Below are 20,146 nucleotides of genomic sequence, written 5' to 3'. Positions count from 1 at the left end.
AAAAAGGTTTTAGATTATTTCTTAATCTCAGGTATACCAACCATTTGAGCATTACTTTTCCCGGGTGGCACCATGGGGTAACAATTTTCACCTTTTCTAACATTTACGTTAACAAGAACTGGTCCTTCATTCGCCAATGCTTTGTGAAGTTCAGGGATTAAGTTGTCTCTTTCAGAAATCACAATACCCTCAATCCCAAAAGCCTTAGATAGCGAAATAAAATCAGGTTCCCCAACAGACATGTTAGAGGCAGAATATCTTTCATCATAAAAACTTTCTTGCCATTGCCTAACCATCCCTTGCCAATGATTATTAATTATAATTACTTTTATATTCAATTTGTATTGAGCAATAGTTCCAAGCTCCTGAATGTTCATGAGGATACTTGCATCACCGGCGATGCAAATTACTTGCTCCTTAGGTAAAGCAACTTTGACTCCCATTGCAGCGGGCATTCCAAAACCCATTGTTCCAAGTCCAGCACTGCTAATCCATTGCCTTGGTCCATTCAACAAATATTGAGCTGCCCACATCTGATGTTGTCCAACATCAGTTGTAATGTAAGCATCTTGTGCCAAATCTCTTAACGCTATTAACACTTCCTGTGGATAAATTTCTCCTTCTTTAGGGGGAGTTATCAAAGGAAAATTATTTTTCCAGTTTTTAATTTTGTTAAGCCAGTTGGAAGTTCTTGGATTTGTTTTTCTTTGATTACTGAGATCTAATAATTTAACAAGGCTAATTCCAACATCACCTAATACAGAAACTTCAACTACTCTATTTTTATTTATTTCAGCCGGATCAATCTCAAAATGAATTACTTTTGCTTTAGGAGCAAAAGTATCTAATTTACCAGTAACTCTGTCGTCAAATCTTGCTCCAATAGCAATCAACAAATCACATTCAGTAACAGCAAAATTGGCATAAGCTGTTCCGTGCATACCTAGCATCCCAACAGATAAAGGCTCACGTTCATCAAACGCACCCTTTCCCATTAAAGTTGTTGTTACGGGTATTTGATATCTATGAGCAATCGCGGCAAGAGTTTCATGTGCCCCCGAAGAAATAACACCCCCTCCAACATAAAGGAGTGGTTGCTCAGCATTTTCAATTAAATCTAAGGCTGCTCTTATAGCTTTATGTTCCGGCGCGAATGGTAATTCAAATCCTGGTGGCTTTATTGAACCTGGTTCAACAGGAAGATATTTAAACATCTCTTGTCCAACATCTTTTGGTATATCAATCAGAACAGGTCCTGGTCTCCCCGATGAGGCAATAAGAAAAGCTTGCGCTACAACTTTTGCAATTTCAGATGGATCTCTTACGACCCATGAATGTTTAACAATTGGAAGTGTTATCCCAAAAATATCTGTTTCTTGAAAAGCATCAGTACCAATAGCAGGTCTAGGGACTTGTCCTGTTATGACGACAAGAGGAACAGAATCCATCTGAGCGGTGGCTATCCCTGTGACTAGATTCGTAGCTCCAGGACCTGATGTACCAAAACAAACACCTACTTTCCCAGTCGCTCTAGCAAAACCATCTGCGGCATGAGTTCCACCTTGCTCATGTCGAACAAGAATATGTTTTAACCACCCCTCTTGTTCTGCTTTAAAAACGGCATCATATATTGGGAGAATAGCTCCACCTGGATATCCAAAAATAGTATCTACTCCATGCCTACGAAGAGAATCCATCAGGGCGTCAGCTCCTGAGATCTCATTTTGAGTTTGTGTTCCTGAATCTCCTATTTGGTTAGGCTTAGAAATCAGGGTCACGGCAGAAGAAAATCTAAACTAACAATAAATCTTAGTATGAATAATTTCAATTAAACTAAATTAAGCAAAGATTTAATTAAATTCTCTAAGTTTTAATAGGAAGCTGATTATCAAATTAATCAACACAAATAGTTATTTTAATTCTTTAAAGCAAACCTATTTGGTGTAAAGGTCCATCCCCAATTATTAATTCCATCAAGAAACAAAGAAAAACAATCATTGCAACTCTTCCATTCCAAACTTCAGAGCTGTTATTCCAACCCCATTGCCATTTCTCTTGAGGATAAAGTTTTACTCTTTCTGGCAATTTCGATGCTTCCTCTAAACTAATCCCCTCGCCGTTTAAGCAAGAAGAAACAAGATCAGCCAATCCTTCAATAAACAACGGATAGGTATCAAGAGCTTGAACTCTTTTAAAATTAACAATTCCATTTTTCTGAGCAATTTCTTTATACTCAATATCAATTTCTTGGAGAGTTTCAATATGCTCACTCACAAAACTTATTGGGACCACGACAAGTTCCTTAACACCGGATTTTCCAAGTTTTTCTAATACTTCTTCGGTATATGGTTTTAGCCACTCTTCTGGCCCCACTCTACTTTGATAAGCGAGCGAGAATGAATTGCTGAATTCAAGCGCATTTTCAAGCTGGTCAATAATCAAAAGTGAACAGTTCTGTATTTGATCTTGATAAGGATCTCCAGCTTCTTCTACATAGCTTTTTGGAACACCATGTGCCGTAAAAAAAACGTGGGCCTCTTGGGGTAAATCACAAGCTAATATTTGTTTCTTTATTAATTCAGCCATTGAAGAAACATAGGATGGATGATCAAACCAACTACGAATACAACGAATTGATAATCCTGCAAACTCAGAGTCAGCATCTTTTAACCTTTTCAATTCTCTAAAGCTGGATCCACTTGTACTTATAGAAAAATGGGGATAAAGAGGTAAAACAACAACTTCGCTAACACCGTCAGCCTTCATATCCGCTACTGCTGACTCAGTGAAAGGATGCCAATACCTCATAGCAACATATGTTGTAGCGTCTATTCCTATATTTCTAAGATAACTTTGAAGTTCTCTTGCCTGCTGCTCGGTAATACGACGTAAAGGTGATCCGCCTCCAATCGATCTATATGCCTCTTGTGATTTACTACTTCTTAATAAGCTTATAAGCCAAGCCAGAGGTTTTTGAAAAGCACGAACTGGCAAACGAATTATCTCTGGATCAGAAAATAAATTATACAAAAACGGGCCTACGTCCTTAATCCTCTCAGGACCTCCGAGATTTAATAAGAGGACACCAACCCGAGCCATTTTAGAAAAAACTCCTTATAAAAGGTTATACAAACCCTTATCAAAGTAAAGCTAGCTAAATTTACAGGATCATGGACGAGAATCAAAAGTTACTAGATATCAATCAAGATCTTGAATCAAAAGGAATCAATTTAAGAATTGAGAAAAGGGGTAAAGTTTTAAATATTCGTGGTTCTTTGCCAGACAAGAAATCTCATGATTTTTCTAAAGTTCAAAGAATCAGTCTTAAACTTCCATACAACAATAACGGTCTCGAAGAGGCTAGAAAAGCTATAGAATTAATTGATTTTCAACTTAAAAAAAACCAATTTTGCTGGTCTAATTGGATTAAAGAAAAAGCCATCTCATCAACAAAGACTAATAAAATAGAAGTAAGCAATGAAATAGAAAGCTTTAAAAAACAATTTTTTTCTGAGACATCTAGGAGCAAATCACCAGCAGGGATGAGAAGCACTTGGCAGTCTGCTTACAAACCATATTTAAACAGATTAATTGAAGTAAGTCATAAATCGACTCTTACATTAAACGGGGAGCTTCTAGTGAAAATCCTTTTAAGTTACAAAGAAAATTCAAGGAGCAGGCAACAATGTGGTATTGCTTTAAGTGCTTTAGCCAGACATCTTAAATTAGAGCTACCTGAGAACTGGAAACTACTTCAAAGTGGTTATGGAATAAACGAATCTAATTTTAGAAAATTACCTAGCGATGAAGAAATCATTAATAACTTTAAATTAATACCAAACCCAAAATGGAGATTTGTTTTTGGTCTAATGGCAGCCTATGGGCTTAGAAATCATGAAGTCTTTTTTAGTGATTTATCGTGTTTAAAAAAAGGTGGGGATAAAATACTTCGTGTTTTCCCAAATACAAAAACAGGAGAGCATCAAGTTTGGCCATTTCATCCTGAATGGGTTGGTTTATTTGAGCTGGAAAACATAACTGATACTTCAGTTTTACTCCCAGAAATTAAAACAAATTTAAAAGAGACAACTCTTCAACATATCGGAAGAAGAGTATCTGAGCAATTTAGAAGATATAAAATATCTTTTACTCCCTATGATTTAAGACATGCATGGGCAGTTAGAACAATCCTAATAGGCCTACCAAATACTGTAGCTGCAAAAATGATGGGACACTCAGTGTCAATACATACAAAAACCTATCATCATTGGATAACAAGAAGAGATCAGCAAATTGCTGTTGATAATGCTCTATCTAGATTCAAATAATAGCAAAAAGAATAATTAATATTTATAGCTATTTGATTTCTACAAATTATTCTTTAGCATAACTTATATAATTCAAGTATGTTCGTTAAAATAAAGAAATGAAAAATAAAATTCCAAATAAAGATTCAATACTTAATAACTTAGATGAGAGTGCAGAAAAGATAGGAATGGGTGGTAATTTAATACCAAATATTACCGAAGAAAAATATCGAGAAAGGATGAAGAAGAGGAAAGAAGTTCAGACAAAAAGATTGAAAGAAAGAAATCAAGAAAAAGGTCTAATAATGATTAATACTGGGCAAGGGAAAGGCAAAACAACAGCAGCTCTTGGTATGGGATTAAGGACTATTGGTCATAACTACAAAGTTGCAATTATTCAATTTATCAAAGGTGGATGGGAACCAGGTGAGTCATTAGCTCTGAAAATATTTGGGGACAAATTAAAGTTTCATGCGTGTGGGGAAGGTTTCACGTGGGAAACACAAGATAGAAATAAAGATATAAATTTGGTTAAGTCAAGTTGGAGAAAGGCGATCTCTTATATCAAAGACCCAAATTATAAACTTATAATTCTAGATGAGATCATTGTTGCAATAAAACTTGGATATATAAATGAAGATGAAATTATAAATGGCATAAATTTGCGCCCAGAACTTACACATGTAGTCTTGACTGGAAGAGGAGCTTCAAAAAAATTAATCGATTCGGCTGATCTTGTGACAGAAATGAAATTAATCCATCATCCCTTTAGAGAGCAGGGAGTAAAAGCACAAAAAGGAATCGAATATTAATCTTTAATCATGAAAATATTTCCATCGCAAGGGATCCAATACAGATTTAAAGACGTTCTCCCAGGACTTGCTACTGTCAATTTGTTATGAATTTTTAATGGCATACTCTAGAGCGCTTATAAAACTCAGTGGTGAAGCTCTTATGGGAGAAAAACCTTATGGAATTGATCCTGAAATAGTTCAATCTATTGCCAAGGATGTTTCAAAAGTGGTTGAAAAAGGCACGCAAATAGCAATTGTGGTTGGCGGTGGAAATATTTTCAGAGGTCTAAAAGGATCCGCTGCAGGAATGGATAGAGCCACTGCTGACTATGTAGGAATGCTTGCAACCGTAATGAATGCAATAACACTTCAAGATGGATTAGAAAGAGCTGGGGTTCCCACAAGAGTTCAATCTGCTATTGACATGCAACAGATTGCAGAACCATACATAAGAAGAAGAGCAATAAGACATCTTGAGAAAGGGAGGGTTGTGGTTTTTGGAGGTGGGTGTGGTAATCCATTTTTTACAACTGATACCACTGCTGCGCTTAGAGCAGCTGAAATCAACGCAGAAGTTGTTTTCAAAGCTACTAAAGTTGATGGGGTTTACGATCGAGATCCAAAGAAATTCTCTGATGCCGTCAAATATGACAATCTCACATTTCAAGATGTATTAGCCAACGAAATAGGAGTCATGGATAGCACTGCTATTGCTCTTTGCAAAGATAATAAAATCCCTATAGTTGTTTTTAATATTTTCCAACCTGGGAATATTGCTAAGGCTATTTCTGGCGAACCAATTGGATCAAGAATATCTAATTCAAGTTAACATTAATTTTCTGCAACTTTTTAATGATCCCTTCGCAATAGCTTTATCTAAATGTCAAACCAAGAGCTAAAAACCACAATGAGAAAGTCTGTTGAAGCAGCTCAGAGGAATTTCAATACCATCAGGACGGGAAGAGCAAATACGTCCTTATTAGACAGAATATCAGTCGAATACTATGGAACTGACACTCCACTAAAGTCACTTGCAACTATAACTACTCCTGATTCTCAAACGATAGCAATTCAACCATTCGACTTGGGCTCATTAGCCTCCATAGAAAAAGCAATTGCTACAAGTGATCTAGGTTTTACTCCAAATAATGATGGCAAAATAATTCGTATCAATGTTCCACCTTTAACTGAAGAGCGTAGAAAAGAATTTTGCAAACTCGCATCCAAATATGCAGAGGAAGGAAAAGTTGCCCTAAGGAATATACGCCGTGATGCAATAGAGAGAGTCAAAAAATCTGAAAAGGATGGTGATCTTTCCGAAGATCAAAGCAGAGATGAACAGGAAACAATTCAGAAAGAGACTGATAATTTTATTAAAGATATTGAAAAAAAACTTTCTGAAAAAGAAGCTGAGATCTTAAAAGTTTGACCCTCATAGATGTTGCCATTATTGGAGGGGGAGTATCAGGCACTACTACAGCATTTCATCTAGCTAGCAAAAATAAAAAGGTATGTATTCTTGAAAAAAATATTTCCTCTCCATTGAGAATCTGCGGAGGTGGAATGTCTGCTGCTGTGCAAAATTGGTTTCCTTTTGAACTTTTACCAATAGTTGATGAGGTAATAACAAATGTAGAGTTTAGTTGGTGTAATACCGACAAAGTCGTTGCTAAGCTCTCTGGATCTTCTCCTTTTTGGATAGTTAAACGTGAAAAACTTGATTCATTTTTATTAGATCAAGCACTCAATTCTGGTTGTAATTTATTGACTACTTTTAAGGTAGTCGATTTAAAAAAAAATTCTAATATTTGGCATATCACCGCTCTTGATGGGAGACAAATAGAGGCAAAAGCAGTTGTTATTGCTGATGGTTCTCAATCACCATGGCCTAAAGCTTTTAATTTAGGTCCAAATCACCAAAAATTTGCCTCTACTTTCTCAGGAAGAATTAAAAGGCGGGGGAAATTAGGGAATGAAACTGCTAGATTTGAGTTTGGCCTAGTAAAAAATGGGTTTGCATGGGCATTTCCATTAAACAATGAAGTAAATATTGGGATGGGAACTTTTCTAGATGATAAAAATTCAGTTCCAGTTAATGAAATACTTAAAACATTTCTTCCTGATTTAGGTTTTGAACCTTCTGAAGTAATTGGTCATAAAAAAAAACTAAGGATATGGAATGGCCACAGTAATTTAAACGGAGAAGGAATTCTTCTGGTTGGTGATGCCGCCTCATTATGTGATCCTTTTTTAGCAGAAGGATTAAGACCTGCTTTGATGAGTGGATTTGAAGCCGCAAAAAGCCTTATTTATTGGTTAGATGCAGAAGTCGATTGTTTAGATGCATACACAAAAACAATGAAAAAAAAATGGGGGAATTCTATGGCTTGGGGTAAAAGAATTTCTCAAGTTTTTTATCGTTTTCCCAAAGCTGGATATCAACTAGGAGTAAAAAGACCAACTGCTCCAAAAAGAATTGCACAAATTCTTTCAGGTGAGATGAGTTATGAAGATATTGCAAAAAGAGTAATCAAGAGATTACTCTTTCAAAATTAAATTTCAAAGAGTCAGGGCAATTCCTCCTTCAATCAACTCAAGTCTTTCGTTCAGTTGATTTTCTAATTTATCAATTGCTTTACTAAAACCGCTAATTCCTTCATCAAGTTTTTCCGTAGCCATTTTATCTCCAGCCATCATTAGTTCAAAAGATGTCTGATCCAAATGAATTGCCTCATCAATGACTAAAGGTTTTTGTGCATTTAACTTAATTGGCAAGTCCGAATATGCTTCATTAAGTTGCTGAAGTAATTTAGGGGAAATCGTTAACAAATCACATCCTGCAAGCTCTGTTATTTCCTCGATATTCCTGAAACTTGCTCCCATAACTTCTGTCTTATAGTCGTTTGACTTGAAATAATTAAATATTTTAGTAACAGAAACGACCCCTGGGTCTTCAGACGCTGGATAAGAATCTCTTCCTGTCGCAGATTTATACCAATCTAAAATCCTTCCAACAAATGGTGAAATAAGCGTTACACCTGCCTCAGCACAAGCAACTGCTTGATAAAAATTAAACAATAAAGTTAGATTGCAATGAATATTCTCTTTTTCCAATACCTCAGCAGCTTTTATCCCCTCCCAAGTAGAAGCAATTTTGATTAAAACCCGATCGTTAGAAATACCATCATGATTATATTTAGCAATTATTTTTCTTGCTTTTGCAATAGTGGCATCAGTATCAAAACTTAGCCGAGCATCAACCTCTGTTGAAACACGGCCAGGAATTAATTTCAAAATCTCTTTCCCAAAGACAACACAAAGTTCATCTAAAGCTTCCTTAACCACATCAGTATTGGAAGCACTGGCTCCTAACATTTCTCTTGAAGTAGTAAGTGCTTGATCAATTAAATTTTGATAAGCAGGTATTTGTGCGGCCGCGAGAATCAAAGAAGGGTTTGTTGTAGCGTCTCTGGGATGAAATTTTTTGATCGCTTCAAGATCACCCGTATCAGCAACAACTACAGTCATTGAGGATAACTGATTAAGAAGGGATTCCATAATTAAAAACGTCTTTCATATGTCATAGACTAGCTATATTTGTAATAGATTTCACCCTTTAATTAGTACTTTTGGAAAAATTTAGCCATCTCTTAGCTTTTGATAGCTAAATGCTCTTTTTTAGAAATACTTGGCGGGATTTTTTCAATCACAAGCAAAGTCTCAATAATTTTCTTTGCCACAGGGAGAGCCACAGTTGATCCATAGGCATTTGGCTTTTGGGGGTCATCAACAACTGCTAAAACGACAAAGCGAGGATCATCGATAGGAAGACTTGCAACAAAACTGCAAATTTTAGAATTATAGTTAAAACCATCTTGCGATTTTTGTGCCGTACCTGTTTTCCCTCCAATTCGATAGCCAGGAACATTTACCTCAATACCACTTTCATCGTAAAAGGACACCACTGTTTCCATCCATCCAAGAACAGTATTTGTAACTTCAGGAGATAAAATCTGCTTAGATTCTGAAGGAGTATTGAAATACGACTCATAATCACCTTTAAGGCCTTTAGTGATATGAGGCTTAACAAGTCTGCCACCATTTGCAATCAAAGCATGCAATTGAGCTAATTTAAGCGGAGTAATAGAAAAGCCTTGACCAAAGGAGGCTACCGCAGGTTCTATCGGTTGATTAACAAAAGTCTGCTTTGATTTTATTTGCCCAGAGACTGCTCCTGGAAGATCAGTCTCTGGGATTTCATCAATACCTAAGCGCCTTAACCATTGCCAGTAATTACTCGCATTCAATTTATTCATGATCTTAACCATACCTACATTGCTTGAGACTTGTAATACCTCAGGGAAAGTCAATATCCCATTGGGCTTTCGATCCCAATTAGAGAGAGGCCATCCTCCTACTGTAATTAGACCATCATCATTGACTTCTCCCTTAGGGCTTATAACTCCCTCCTCCAATGCCAATGCCAAATTAATTGGCTTAAAGGTAGAACCAGGTTCAAAAAGTTCTTGCACTGACCATTCTTTAAAAAGAGATGGAGAATAATCCCAATATTTATTTGGATCATAAGTTGGTGTAGAAGCCAATGCCAGAAGTTCTCCTGTATCTATATCCATTACGATTACCACACCTTTTTTTGCTTTCCACTTCTTTACTTGCTTACTTATTTCTTTAACGGCTACCTCTTGTAGCCTTACATCTAATGTTAATTGTAGACTTAGTTGATCCTCATCAAAAACACCACGTTGAACACCTATAGGTAAAGGGGTTCCATCAGCTCCTCTTCTGATTACACTTGCTTTCTCTAGACGCTTTAGATCTCTATCTAAACTTAATTCCAATCCAGCCTGAGGTCTTCTATCTAAATCCAAAAAACCAACTACATTTGCAAAAAGTGATCCATGAGGATAAAGCCTTTGAGGATACACCTCCAAATCAATACCACTTATCCCAAGTTTCTTAATTGTATTAGCCTTCTCAGGCGTTACACCATCTGCAAGTTTTACCCCTGAAGAATAATTTCCTAATTTGTTTAGGATCTCATCAACACTTTTGGATAGTGGCGAAGAGAGAAGTTTTGCTACTTCCACTGGCTTACGCACTGTCCTAGATGAATCACCAGGAAACTTAAAATACCTTGGATGTGCCCAAATCTTAAAGCGTCTCTCATCTATTGCGACAAGCTTTCCATTTCTATCTAAAATAGATCGACGTGTTCCCAAAGGGTTCTTTTGTTCTGTTTGAACTTCACGTGCAAGAGCTCTTAATTGCTCAGACCGAAATAGTTGAAGCCAACCTACTCTTAAAGAAAGCCCCCCAAGTCCAAGACATAACAAAAGAAAAATAATTCTAAATCTAGACTGAGATAGGGGTGAAAGAGTTTTCACTTTAAAACTCTTTCTCTTCTTTCTAGAATTAATACTTCTCATGTAAATTATTAATAACCTGACTTAATAGGGAAAGAAGATATTCTCTCTAGTAATTTACTTTTAAATGTCATATCGAATAGTTTTTTTGTTTCTTCAGGTTTTGGTCTGTCCACATATAAAAGATCTTCAGCTTTAGTCGAAACTAAATGTCTAGCCAACTTTTGATTTTTCAATAGGTAGCTTTCAAGAATTGAAGTTGATTCCAATATCCTTCGGTTCAAATCCCTAGTAGTTTCAAGTTTAGTAAAAGATTTAGTCCACAAATATTGAGAGTGAAGAGCAACGGATGACATTATCGCCACTGTCATGAGTATGCCTAGTAATGCACCATCTAAAACAATATGAAGAGCAGATTGAATTGAAAATTTTCGTTGAACCGGCTTTGACGAGAAAAGACTATTTAACAAACCCTTGGGCAACTTCTTTTTTTGAAATTGTCCTACTTTTTGTTTATATGGAGTGCGACTAACCAAATCAAAATTCAAAAGTAATTCAAGTCAAACACCTTGATTAAGCAACTGCAAGAGATGAAATACTGATGTTTTTTTTATTTCATATCAAGCTACTAACAATAAGCTAATAAAAGTCACTCCATTCCAAAGAGAATGCATAAGTGCACAAGGAAATAGCCTTCCTGAACTCAATCTCATTAAACCAAGACCAATTCCTAAAACGAATAGAGGAGGTAATTCCCCTATACTTAAATGAGCCAAAGCAAAGATCAAGGCACTGAATAAAACTCCGCTGATTTTGCCAACTTTGGATACCAATACAGGCAAAAGAATACCTCTAAAAACTAACTCCTCAAAGACTGGAGCCAAAACGACAGTCGTAATCAAAAGGAAAAGCAATGGGATAAATTCATCACTACCTAAAACCAGTTCTAACAATGGATTACTTCCACCCTGGTCACCAATAATTTCATTCATTAGCCATCCAACAAGCAGCACTAAAGGCATAACCATTAACCATCCACTTATTGATTTAAAAAGTCCTTCTTTGATTGGTTTGATTTTCCATTGCAACCATCCTCCATCAACTCCAGAAGAAACTACGCCCATTAATTGATATCTAATTATAAATAAAGGACCTATAGTCATTGAACAGTAGCCAATAAATACTCTTAAAGACTCTTTTAATGGAGAGGCTAAATTATTAAACAATAAATCAGTTGTTGGTACAATTAGAGCGGGAAAAACAACTTCACCAATAACAACAAAACCGCCTGAAATAAGTAGAACCATATCTATTAATGACAAGGGAGGAGCTATAACTTCTGGCCATGGAGTATTTTTCTTTCTTAGAAAAATCAAAGCATACCTAATTAATAATACAACCCCTATAAAAGAAGTAAAAAATGGCAAAAGTTGTGATATCAAAAGCCTTATGGCACAACGGGAGTTATATTTTTGATTAATACACTTTTGATCAGAGAATCCCAAAGCAGAGCATGAAACCTGATAAAGTAAAGGGTCTAATTCAATCTCATCAAAATCAGGAAATGTATTTAGTTCTTTACCTTCTTGCCTATCTAAAATATAACTTCTAACTGTTTCAAAGTTTTTATCATTAAAACCATTCTTCAGAATCAATTCTTGCTCATTCTCAGACTCTTCCAGAACTGCTAATAACAGTCTCTGTCTATCCTCAATTTGTTCCAAAGGAATTACACTGAGAGCTTGATAAAGTTTTTTTTGAGGTGCTGAACCTAAAAATACATCTTGTATTGTTTCAGGTAAAGATGAAGTGGCTGATACTGCCATCTCAGTTTGCATCAAAGAAATCTTTGGAGCTACAGAGGGTCGTTCAAAGCTTTCTTGCAAACCTTGACGCCATATTAAAAAAGTTAAAAGCAATGAAAATAGAGCGATAGCCCATTTCCATCCAGTTTTGGCTTGTCTCATAAAATCAACTTGTGAAGACTGACATGGAGAAAGACTTCTATCTTTACTAAAAGAACATTAGATTGCCCTCATGGCTAATACCATAATTAACTAAAAGACACTTTATTTAATGACATTGCGTCTAATTTTTGTCCGTCATGGATTGAGCAGTTTTAACAAGGAAGGTCGTATTCAAGGAAGAAACGACCTTTCAACATTAACCAAAGAAGGGCAATTACAAGCTGAAGCGGCTGGAAAAACAATTTCTTATATTCCAATAAATGCTATTTACAGCTCTCCTCTACAAAGAGCCTCAGAAACCACAAAAATCATTATCAAACAACACCATAAAGATCTTCAAGCAACTTATACTGATGAACTTTTAGAGGTTGACCTTGAGCCTTGGAGTGGTTTAACAAAAAATGAAATAAAAAATCAGTTCCCAGAAGAGTTCGCTACTTGGCAAAAAGAGCCAAAGGAACTAACCATTACTAGAGACGACGGTTCAAAATTTCAACCAATTAAAGAACTTTTATATCAAGCTGAAAATTTCTTAAAATCTTTATTTGACGCTCATTCAGGTTCTAATAAAACTATTTTGATAGTTGCCCATAATGCAATTCTTAGATGCTTGATTCTGAAATTAATAAATGAACCATCAAAAGGGTTTAAGAGGTTGAAGTTAGATAATACCTCAATATCAATTTGTAATATTACTTTTAATGATTGGAAAGATAGACAAGTCCAACTTCAATGTCTCAATAATATCGCTCATTTACACCCTACAATTCCAAAAAAAGGAAGTAAAAAAAGAATTATTTTAGTCAGGCATGGTGAAACAGACTGGAATAAACAGGGAAGGTTCCAAGGACAAATTGACATCCCCTTAAATCAAAATGGCAAATCACAAGCTAAGGCGGCAAGTGAATTTTTAAAAAATAATCTTATACAAAAAGCCTTTAGTAGCTCTCTGTCAAGACCAAAAGAAACAGCTCAGATAATTCTAAACGAACATCCAGGCATCGAAGTTTCTCTCAAAGATAACCTTAAAGAGATCGGTCACGGTAAATGGGAAGGGAAGTTGGAGTCTGAGATCAAGACCGACTGGCCAGATCTATTAAAAAAATGGAAGGTCTCTCCTGAAGAAGTTCAAATGCCAGAAGGAGAAAATATAAAAGAAGTCTCCACGAGATCCATTCATGGTTGGAATGAGATTTGCAAAGATCTAAAAAACGATGAAACCGCATTGGTTGTAGCTCATGATGCAGTTAACAAAACCATTCTTTGCCATCTATTAGGTTTGATGCCATCACAAATTTGGATGATCAAACAAGGTAATGGAGGTATTACAGTCATTGATCTCTCAGAGAAAGAAGGTCAACCTGATCAAATCACCTGTCTAAATATCACCTCACATTTGGGAGGAATTATCGACTCAACAGCTGCCGGAGCACTTTAATTTAATGACTAATAGTTATTTGTTTGAAAATATTCAAATTCTTGAAAAGGCTGGATCATCTCTAAAGAGAGAAACTGTCTTAATCAAAGATGGTGTGATCAAAGCATTTGGCAGTAAGGCTCTTCAAAATGCAGAACAAGAACATTTAGCAATCAAGCCTCAAAAAGCTAAGAACATGCTTTTAGCCCCTTGTCTTGTTGATCCACATTCATTTTTGGAATCTCCCTTTAATGGTAAAGAAGAGAGTATCTATACACTTATAGAAAAAGCAACATTTTCTGGATATGGCCAATTAGGTATCCTACCTAGAGGAGATTTATGGAGAGATCAAATCGAGTCGATTCTTTCTTTAAAGACTATCAAAAGTGAGGTTTTAATACACCTATGGGGAGGTTTTAGTATAGGCGGGAAGGGGGTTTCTCTTTCGAAACATAATGAGTTACTACAAAATGGAGCCATCGGCTTAAGTGATGACGATTTTCTACCTCCTATAGAGCTTCTTAAACAAGGTTTTTCACTTGGAGAAATGAAAAACTCCCCTGTACTATTTGCACCCAGAGATAAATTACTACAAGCAAGTGGGATGTCTAGACAAAGTGTAGATACTCTGAGAGCAGGCTGGCCTCCTGATCCTGTTGAGAGTGAAATTATTCCTCTGATCCAATTACTTGAGCTTCATAAGCAATACCCTGACATTGAATTAAGGTTAATGAATATTTCTACAGCTGAGGGGGTTTCAATACTTAAAAATTCATCCTCTAAGCCAATGGCAACTGTCTTATGGTGGCATTTAGTCAATGACAACTCAAGTCTTTCTCCTTTTGACATTGGATGGAGCGTAACACCTTCATTAGGATCCCCCAGAGACAGGGCCTCACTAATAGAAAGTTTAGAGGATAATGTTTTAACTGCAATATCTGTTCACTCCACTCCTACAGATGACTCCGAGACCAAGCTACCTGCAAATAAAAGAAAAAAAGGGATCAGTTGTTATAACCTTGTTCTTCCTTTGCTCTGGGATCAATTAGTAAGAAAATCAGGATGGAGAGTAGAAAAATTATGGGAGAAAATTAGTTTTGGTCCATCTAAATTTCTCAACCAAGCCGAAGAAAAATTAAGTTTAAATAGTAACCGTTGGTTATTATTTGATCCCGACAAAGAGTGGTACCAATCTAATGAAGAAAATCATCTGACTGCCGCAACGAACCAACCGATCAAAGACAAAAAAATTCTTGGGAAAGTTATAGATTGTGGTCTTATTAATCAGGCTTACCAAAACGACTAATAGGCCAAAAACGCCAGGCTGCTTTGCCAATTATTTCTTTCTGGGGCAAGAAACCTCCTGCTGGCCAAAAACGACTATCCCAGCTATTAGCACGGTTATCACCTAAAACGAATACATGTCCTTTTGGAACAGTTGTAGTCATTGTACGACATAAATTAAATTTAGTTTTACTTGGGCAGAAGTATTCAACATATGGTTCTTTAATTGGCCTACCATTCAAAAGAATCTCTCCCTTATCATTAATCAAAAGGCGATCTCCTCCTACAGCTACTACCCTTTTTATATAAGCATCACAAGCACGATCTGATAAAGTAGGGATCCAAGAAATCAAGGGAAAAGTTATTAATGAGCATTTTAATTTAGACGGAAGGTTTTTATTTCTATCAGCTATCAATTTCTTATCAAAAGAATATGGTGAGTTGAAAACTACAATTTCCCCACGGAAAGGAGACCTTTTGCGCAAAGAAAGTTTTTCAACAATTAATCGATCATTTATTTTCAATCCTGGAAGCATTGAACCAGAGGGAATATATCTAGCTTCTGCTATAAAATGACGAATACCCACATACAACAGAATAGTTAGAGAAATAGGTCCCCACGTATCAAAGAAAGAAGACCGGAAAAAATTTTTATTTTCTTTACTCGAATCTGGATGATCTTGCTGCACTTTTTTATCAATTATAAATATAATTTACTTTATTTGTAAACACTACTTATTCTAAGTCGATAATGTACATCGTGTTAATTTCAAAGTAATTTTTCTGCCCAATTTTCTTCTTTAAATCCAACTAAAAGGCATTTACTAGATTTATATAAAAAAGGTCTCTTTATTAATCTGGGTTCCATAATAAGTTGCTCAAGCAATTCGTTATCAGTCATTTTCTTGACAACATCCGAACCAATAGAACGATATATAATTCCACTAGTATTTAAAAGAAATTTTCTATCCCCATATAGCTCAAAAGCTGAGATAAGCATTTCCTTTGAGGGTGGGGATTGTAAAAGATCAATTAATTCAAAGGTAATATCATTGGTTTTAAGCCACTTAATCGCTCTGCGGCAAGTTGAGCATGAAGAGTAACTAAATAATTTCAAGTTTTCAAAGCACATAAACAATTACTTTATCTAAAGAAGTCAGATTAAAATAGTTATTTAATTGTTATCAGAATAATGAGCCTCTATGCAGCTTTTTAATAATTCATCAACAGCATCATAGTCTCTCCATCCGTCTATTACGATCACCCTCCCTTCCAAACTTTTATAGGTTCTAAAAAACTCAGCTACATCTTCCAATTGATTTTGAGCTATCTGCTTAATAGTATTAATTTCTCTTTGTCTTGGATCTGCAGTAGGGACGCATAAAAGTTTGCCGTCATAGGCCCCCGAATCATGCATATCAAGAACTCCTATAGGTCTTGCCTGGATCAAGCAACCGGCAAAAGTGGGTTCTTCCATAACTACCATTGCATCAAGCGGTGCTCCATCCTCAGCAAGAGTATTTGGAATAAATCCATAATCAAATGGATATCTCACTGATGAATGCAAAACCCTATCAAGAGCCATAATTCCTGCAGAGCTAAAATATTCGTATTTATTTCTACTGCCAGCAGGAATCTCAACAACTAGATTTACTAATCCAGGCGATGGTGAAGGAGGAAGATCACTCAGGTCCATTTTTGATTATTGAAGTTGGTAAGCTTTTTGTTGTTTCCGACCTTTCACTAATAACAGCTAATAAAGGTATCCCAAGCATTACGAATACTATTGCTAAACCAATTAAAGAAGTCGAGGTACTATTAAAACTGTAAGGATCTTCATCCTCAGGAGATACTTGATCTTTCTCTTTCTTGAACAAAGTACGATCAAGCTCAGAAGATTGATTCTTAATTAAGTGTGGTTCTAAATCCATGCATACCTTGGAATAGATAAACCTTTAGTAGACTGAGTTTAAATCAATTAAATCTTTAATTCATTTAAACTATAAATATTATCCCACATTTAAGAATAACTAAGCTGCCTTTCTATCAGTATCTTGTAAATGATTGGGAATAGAGTGCTTTACATCAGATTTACCATCAAGTTTATTGCTTATACTTTTCAACTCTTCAAGTATTGAGTTAAGAATATTTTGGGTTTCAGATGATGGAGAATTTAATACTTCTACTGTTACTTCCTTAATTCTTAGTATATCTTTTGCAAATCTTGCAACCTCATTTGGATGAAAAAGCAATTGATCTTTTTGATCGCTTCTAAATTCGGTGTTTAGTTTTCTAGGATTAAATGATGGATTAAGATTCCTGGAGTCAGTGTTTGTATATCTATATACAGAGGCCCTAGATCTATTTAATGTTTTCTGAACTTCGTCAATAGTCAATAATGAATCAATTGAGTTAGAAGCTGTATTAATAATTCCTTTATCTAGAGACTCCTCTGATCTTCCATTTGTTCCTGAATTTACTGAGCCGTTAAACATTGCGAAAGAAAGCTTCTAGAAAAATATGGGAGGAAGTTAGCAGATTAATCAAATTAACACCATGTACATTAGTACACTTTTAAAAAACAACATGATTCCCGCACAATCAATATGGATATTCTTACGGCCAACACTCAAAGGACTAATCTCATAAAGACTACATTTTAGGCTCATGCGCGTCTCTCGCCTAATGCTGAACACTCTCAGAGACGTACCTGCAGATGCAGATATAATTTCACATCAGTTACTTATAAGAGGAGGTTTTATCAAACGTCTTGCTGGAGGTATTTATGCTTACATGCCATTGCTTTGGAAGGTTCTAAAAAAAATAACCCTAATTGTTGAAGAAGAGTTATCAGCTAAAGGTTCCCTTCAAACTCTTCTTCCTCAACTTCAGCCTTCAGAAATATGGGAAAAAAGTGGGAGGTGGAAATCATATACAGAGGGAGAAGGAATTATGTTTAGTCTTAAAGATAGACAAGGTAAAGAATTAGGCCTGGGGCCAACTCATGAAGAGGTAATTACTCAAATAATATCTCAAACTATTCACTCCTACAAACAATTACCAATCAATATTTTCCAAATCCAGACAAAATTTAGAGATGAAATAAGACCAAGATTTGGATTAATGAGAAGCAGAGAATTCATTATGAAGGATGCTTATTCCTTTCATTCAAATGAAAATGATCTTCAATCAACTTATTCAGAGATGAGAAATGCCTATAAAAATATATTTACAAAATGTGGGCTAGATTTTGTTTGTGTCGAAGCTGATAGTGGAGCTATTGGAGGTGCAGCATCTCAAGAATTTATGGTTACAGCAGAATCTGGTGAAGACTTTATTTTAATAAGTTCTGATGGAAAATATGGAGCTAATCAAGAAAAAGCTGTTTCCATTCTCGAAGAAGCAAAATTATTAGAGCTTAATAAACCTTCTATAATTGAAACCCCTAATCAAAAAAGCATAGAGGAATTATGTAGCTACAACAATTTCCATCCAAGTCAAATTGTAAAAGTTATAGCTTATCTAGCAACGTGTGATGACAACAAAAAATACCCAGTGCTAGTAAGTATTAGAGGGGACCAAGAAATAAATGATATTAAACTTTCAAATGAAATATCTCATAAATTAAAACAAACTGTACTGAATATTAAAGTGATTTCCAATGAAGATATACAAAAGGAAGGTATTACTAATATACCATTTGGCTTCATAGGTCCTGATGTTAGCGATAACTTATTATCAACGGCAAAAGTATGGGAAAAAAAATTCATAAGAATTGCAGACAATTCTGTAAAAGATCTTAAAAGTTTTATATGTGGAAACAACGTCGAAAACGAGCATAAAATATTTTATAATTGGAGTCTAATTAATACTAAGCAGCTGACATGTGATATTAGAAAAGCCAAACCTGGAGATAGATGTGTACATGACAAGACACAAAAGCTTAAAGAATGTAGAGGTATAGAAATAGGGCATATATTTCAACTAGGAACTAAGTATTCAAAATCATTAAATGCTACCTTTACCAACGATAAAGGTTTAGAAGAGCACTTTTGGATGGGGTGCTATGGAATTGGTATTTCAAGATTAGCTCAAGCAGCAGTAGAACAAAATCACGATGACGCAGGTATTATTTGGCCAGCATCAATTGCCCCATTTGAAGTAATAATTATTATTGCCAACATAAAAAATACTGAACAAAAATATTTAGCTGAAGATATCTATGAGAAATTAATAGAGAATCGAGTTGATGCTCTCCTTGACGATAGGGATGAGAGAGCTGGAATAAAGTTTAAAGACGCAGACCTTATTGGCATCCCATGGAGAATTGTAGCTGGTAGAGAATCTAGTTCTGGACTGGTTGAATTACATAATAGAAAAACAAAAACCACAGAGTCATTAGATCTAAACTCCGTTTTAAAAAAACTTTCTGAAGAATTTAATACTGAAAAACTGTAAATATAGCCCAAAGGACTCTAGAGTCTTATTTAATTGCAAAAAACAAATGATTTCTGCCTTTCATCACCTCTCCATAAGGTTGGTGAGGGCAGCTTTGGCTATATGCCTTGGCTTCTGCCTCATATTCTTCCAATTCGCTTCAGAAGTGAATGCAGCTAAAACATTTATGACTGGAGATTTTGCGAAAGACACCATTGCTGTCTCCTCAACTTTAAAAGAGACCATAACTTTACCTAAAGAAGATAAAGGACTATCTGAAGCAGAAAAAGAAGCTGTTTTTCTAATAAGCGATTATATCTCAAGATATAGAAATCGATCTCAAGTCAATACTTCTACGACCTTTACAACAATGCAGACTGCATTAAATGCTTTATCCGGTCATTACAAGACTTTTGCAAACAGACCAGTTCCTGAAACTCTCAAAGAAAGATTAAACAAAGAATTATCTAAAGCAGAGAAATCAGCAGTTAGAGATAATTAAAGATAATCTTTAATTCATTTCTTTGACTCAGGGTACGGCTATCTGCAAATCTTG

20 protein-coding genes are annotated in these 20,146 nt (G+C 35.5%); 9 read left to right on the top strand and 11 right to left on the bottom strand.

Translation table 11 applies throughout. The annotated features are described in order from the left end of the window. Positions 1-14: 14 nt before the first annotated feature. A complete protein-coding gene (ilvB, locus tag O5637_RS10585) occupies positions 15-1,778 on the bottom strand; it encodes a biosynthetic-type acetolactate synthase large subunit (protein ID WP_269604937.1) in 1,764 nt (587 codons plus the stop codon). Between the two features lie 145 nt (positions 1,779-1,923). Then, a complete protein-coding gene (gene hemH / locus O5637_RS10580; protein ID WP_269604936.1) occupies positions 1,924-3,099 on the bottom strand; it encodes a ferrochelatase in 1,176 nt (391 codons plus the stop codon). Positions 3,100-3,170: 71 nt separating this feature from the next. Between hemH and O5637_RS10575 the strand changes: the two genes are divergently transcribed. The 5 genes from O5637_RS10575 to O5637_RS10555 all read left to right on the top strand — a co-directional run bounded on the left by O5637_RS10575 (position 3,171) and on the right by O5637_RS10555 (position 7,657). Then, positions 3,171-4,328, top strand: a complete 1,158-nt coding sequence (locus O5637_RS10575; protein ID WP_269604935.1) for a site-specific integrase — start codon at positions 3,171-3,173, stop codon at positions 4,326-4,328. A gap of 98 nt (positions 4,329-4,426) precedes the next feature. Continuing rightward, positions 4,427-5,119, top strand: coding sequence for a cob(I)yrinic acid a,c-diamide adenosyltransferase (cobO, locus tag O5637_RS10570; RefSeq protein ID WP_269604933.1), 693 nt, complete (start codon positions 4,427-4,429; stop codon positions 5,117-5,119). A 97-nt stretch (positions 5,120-5,216) separates the two neighbouring features. Beyond that, the gene (gene pyrH, locus O5637_RS10565) at positions 5,217-5,930 is read left to right on the top strand and encodes a UMP kinase (RefSeq protein ID WP_269604932.1); all 714 of its coding nucleotides are present in this window, start codon (positions 5,217-5,219) and stop codon (positions 5,928-5,930) included. Positions 5,931-5,981: 51 nt separating this feature from the next. Next, complete coding sequence (frr, locus tag O5637_RS10560; RefSeq protein WP_269604930.1) at positions 5,982-6,530, top strand: ribosome recycling factor; 549 nt, start codon at positions 5,982-5,984, stop codon at positions 6,528-6,530. Then, the gene (locus O5637_RS10555) at positions 6,527-7,657 is read left to right on the top strand and encodes an NAD(P)/FAD-dependent oxidoreductase (RefSeq protein ID WP_269604929.1); all 1,131 of its coding nucleotides are present in this window, start codon (positions 6,527-6,529) and stop codon (positions 7,655-7,657) included. Before frr ends, O5637_RS10555 begins: the two co-directional genes overlap by 4 nt. Before the next feature lie 3 nt (positions 7,658-7,660). Here O5637_RS10555 and O5637_RS10550 read toward each other — a convergent pair whose 3' ends face one another. The 4 genes from O5637_RS10550 to O5637_RS10535 form a co-directional block, all read right to left on the bottom strand. Next, positions 7,661-8,659, bottom strand: coding sequence for a transaldolase (locus O5637_RS10550; RefSeq protein WP_269604927.1), 999 nt, complete (start codon positions 8,657-8,659; stop codon positions 7,661-7,663). A gap of 92 nt (positions 8,660-8,751) precedes the next feature. After that, positions 8,752-10,548, bottom strand: a complete 1,797-nt coding sequence (locus O5637_RS10545) for a peptidoglycan D,D-transpeptidase FtsI family protein (protein ID WP_269604926.1) — start codon at positions 10,546-10,548, stop codon at positions 8,752-8,754. 8 nt (positions 10,549-10,556) lie between these two features. Next, the gene (locus O5637_RS10540; RefSeq protein WP_269604924.1) at positions 10,557-10,955 is read right to left on the bottom strand and encodes a hypothetical protein; all 399 of its coding nucleotides are present in this window, start codon (positions 10,953-10,955) and stop codon (positions 10,557-10,559) included. 150 nt (positions 10,956-11,105) lie between these two features. After that, on the bottom strand, positions 11,106-12,452 hold the full coding sequence (locus O5637_RS10535) for a CPBP family intramembrane glutamic endopeptidase (protein WP_269604922.1): 1,347 nt from the start codon (positions 12,450-12,452) through the stop codon (positions 11,106-11,108). Between the two features lie 109 nt (positions 12,453-12,561). On the opposite strand from O5637_RS10535, the gene O5637_RS10530 reads away from it, so the two are divergent. Then, positions 12,562-13,890: a histidine phosphatase family protein gene (locus tag O5637_RS10530; protein ID WP_269604919.1), complete on the top strand. Its 1,329-nt coding sequence runs from the start codon at positions 12,562-12,564 to the stop codon at positions 13,888-13,890. A gap of 4 nt (positions 13,891-13,894) precedes the next feature. Continuing rightward, positions 13,895-15,175 (top strand): dihydroorotase, encoded by a 1,281-nt coding sequence (locus tag O5637_RS10525; RefSeq protein WP_269604916.1) that lies wholly within the window; start codon positions 13,895-13,897, stop codon positions 15,173-15,175. Here the strand turns inward: O5637_RS10525 and lepB are convergent. From lepB to O5637_RS10500, 5 genes are all read right to left on the bottom strand, one after another. Continuing rightward, positions 15,150-15,842 carry a signal peptidase I gene (gene lepB, locus O5637_RS10520; RefSeq protein ID WP_269604913.1) on the bottom strand — a complete coding sequence of 231 codons (693 nt, stop codon included), beginning with the start codon at positions 15,840-15,842 and terminating at the stop codon, positions 15,150-15,152. The genes O5637_RS10525 and lepB overlap by 26 nt on opposite strands. A gap of 80 nt (positions 15,843-15,922) precedes the next feature. Continuing rightward, positions 15,923-16,285, bottom strand: a complete 363-nt coding sequence (locus O5637_RS10515; protein ID WP_269604911.1) for a Spx/MgsR family RNA polymerase-binding regulatory protein — start codon at positions 16,283-16,285, stop codon at positions 15,923-15,925. Between the two features lie 42 nt (positions 16,286-16,327). Then, positions 16,328-16,849 carry an inorganic diphosphatase gene (locus tag O5637_RS10510; RefSeq protein ID WP_269604910.1) on the bottom strand — a complete coding sequence of 174 codons (522 nt, stop codon included), beginning with the start codon at positions 16,847-16,849 and terminating at the stop codon, positions 16,328-16,330. Further along, the gene (locus O5637_RS10505) at positions 16,836-17,084 is read right to left on the bottom strand and encodes a hypothetical protein (RefSeq protein ID WP_269604908.1); all 249 of its coding nucleotides are present in this window, start codon (positions 17,082-17,084) and stop codon (positions 16,836-16,838) included. Before O5637_RS10505 ends, O5637_RS10510 begins: the two co-directional genes overlap by 14 nt. A 99-nt stretch (positions 17,085-17,183) precedes the next feature. Next, on the bottom strand, positions 17,184-17,648 hold the full coding sequence (locus O5637_RS10500) for a resolvase (RefSeq protein ID WP_269604906.1): 465 nt from the start codon (positions 17,646-17,648) through the stop codon (positions 17,184-17,186). A 172-nt stretch (positions 17,649-17,820) separates the two neighbouring features. Here O5637_RS10500 and O5637_RS10495 point away from each other — a divergent pair, with 172 nt between their 5' ends. Both O5637_RS10495 and psb27 read left to right on the top strand, forming a co-directional pair. Beyond that, positions 17,821-19,611 (top strand): proline--tRNA ligase, encoded by a 1,791-nt coding sequence (locus tag O5637_RS10495; RefSeq protein WP_269604904.1) that lies wholly within the window; start codon positions 17,821-17,823, stop codon positions 19,609-19,611. 46 nt (positions 19,612-19,657) lie between these two features. Next, positions 19,658-20,092: a photosystem II protein Psb27 gene (gene psb27 / locus O5637_RS10490; RefSeq protein WP_269604902.1), complete on the top strand. Its 435-nt coding sequence runs from the start codon at positions 19,658-19,660 to the stop codon at positions 20,090-20,092. The last annotated feature ends 54 nt before the right edge of the window (positions 20,093-20,146 follow it).

Source organism: Prochlorococcus marinus str. MIT 0917 (genome assembly GCF_027359575.1).
Taxonomy (GTDB): Bacteria; Cyanobacteriota; Cyanobacteriia; order PCC-6307; family Cyanobiaceae; genus Prochlorococcus_B; species Prochlorococcus_B marinus_D.
Note: the sequence above shows the minus strand (reverse complement) of the source record. Positions and strands in the feature narration are given on the sequence as shown.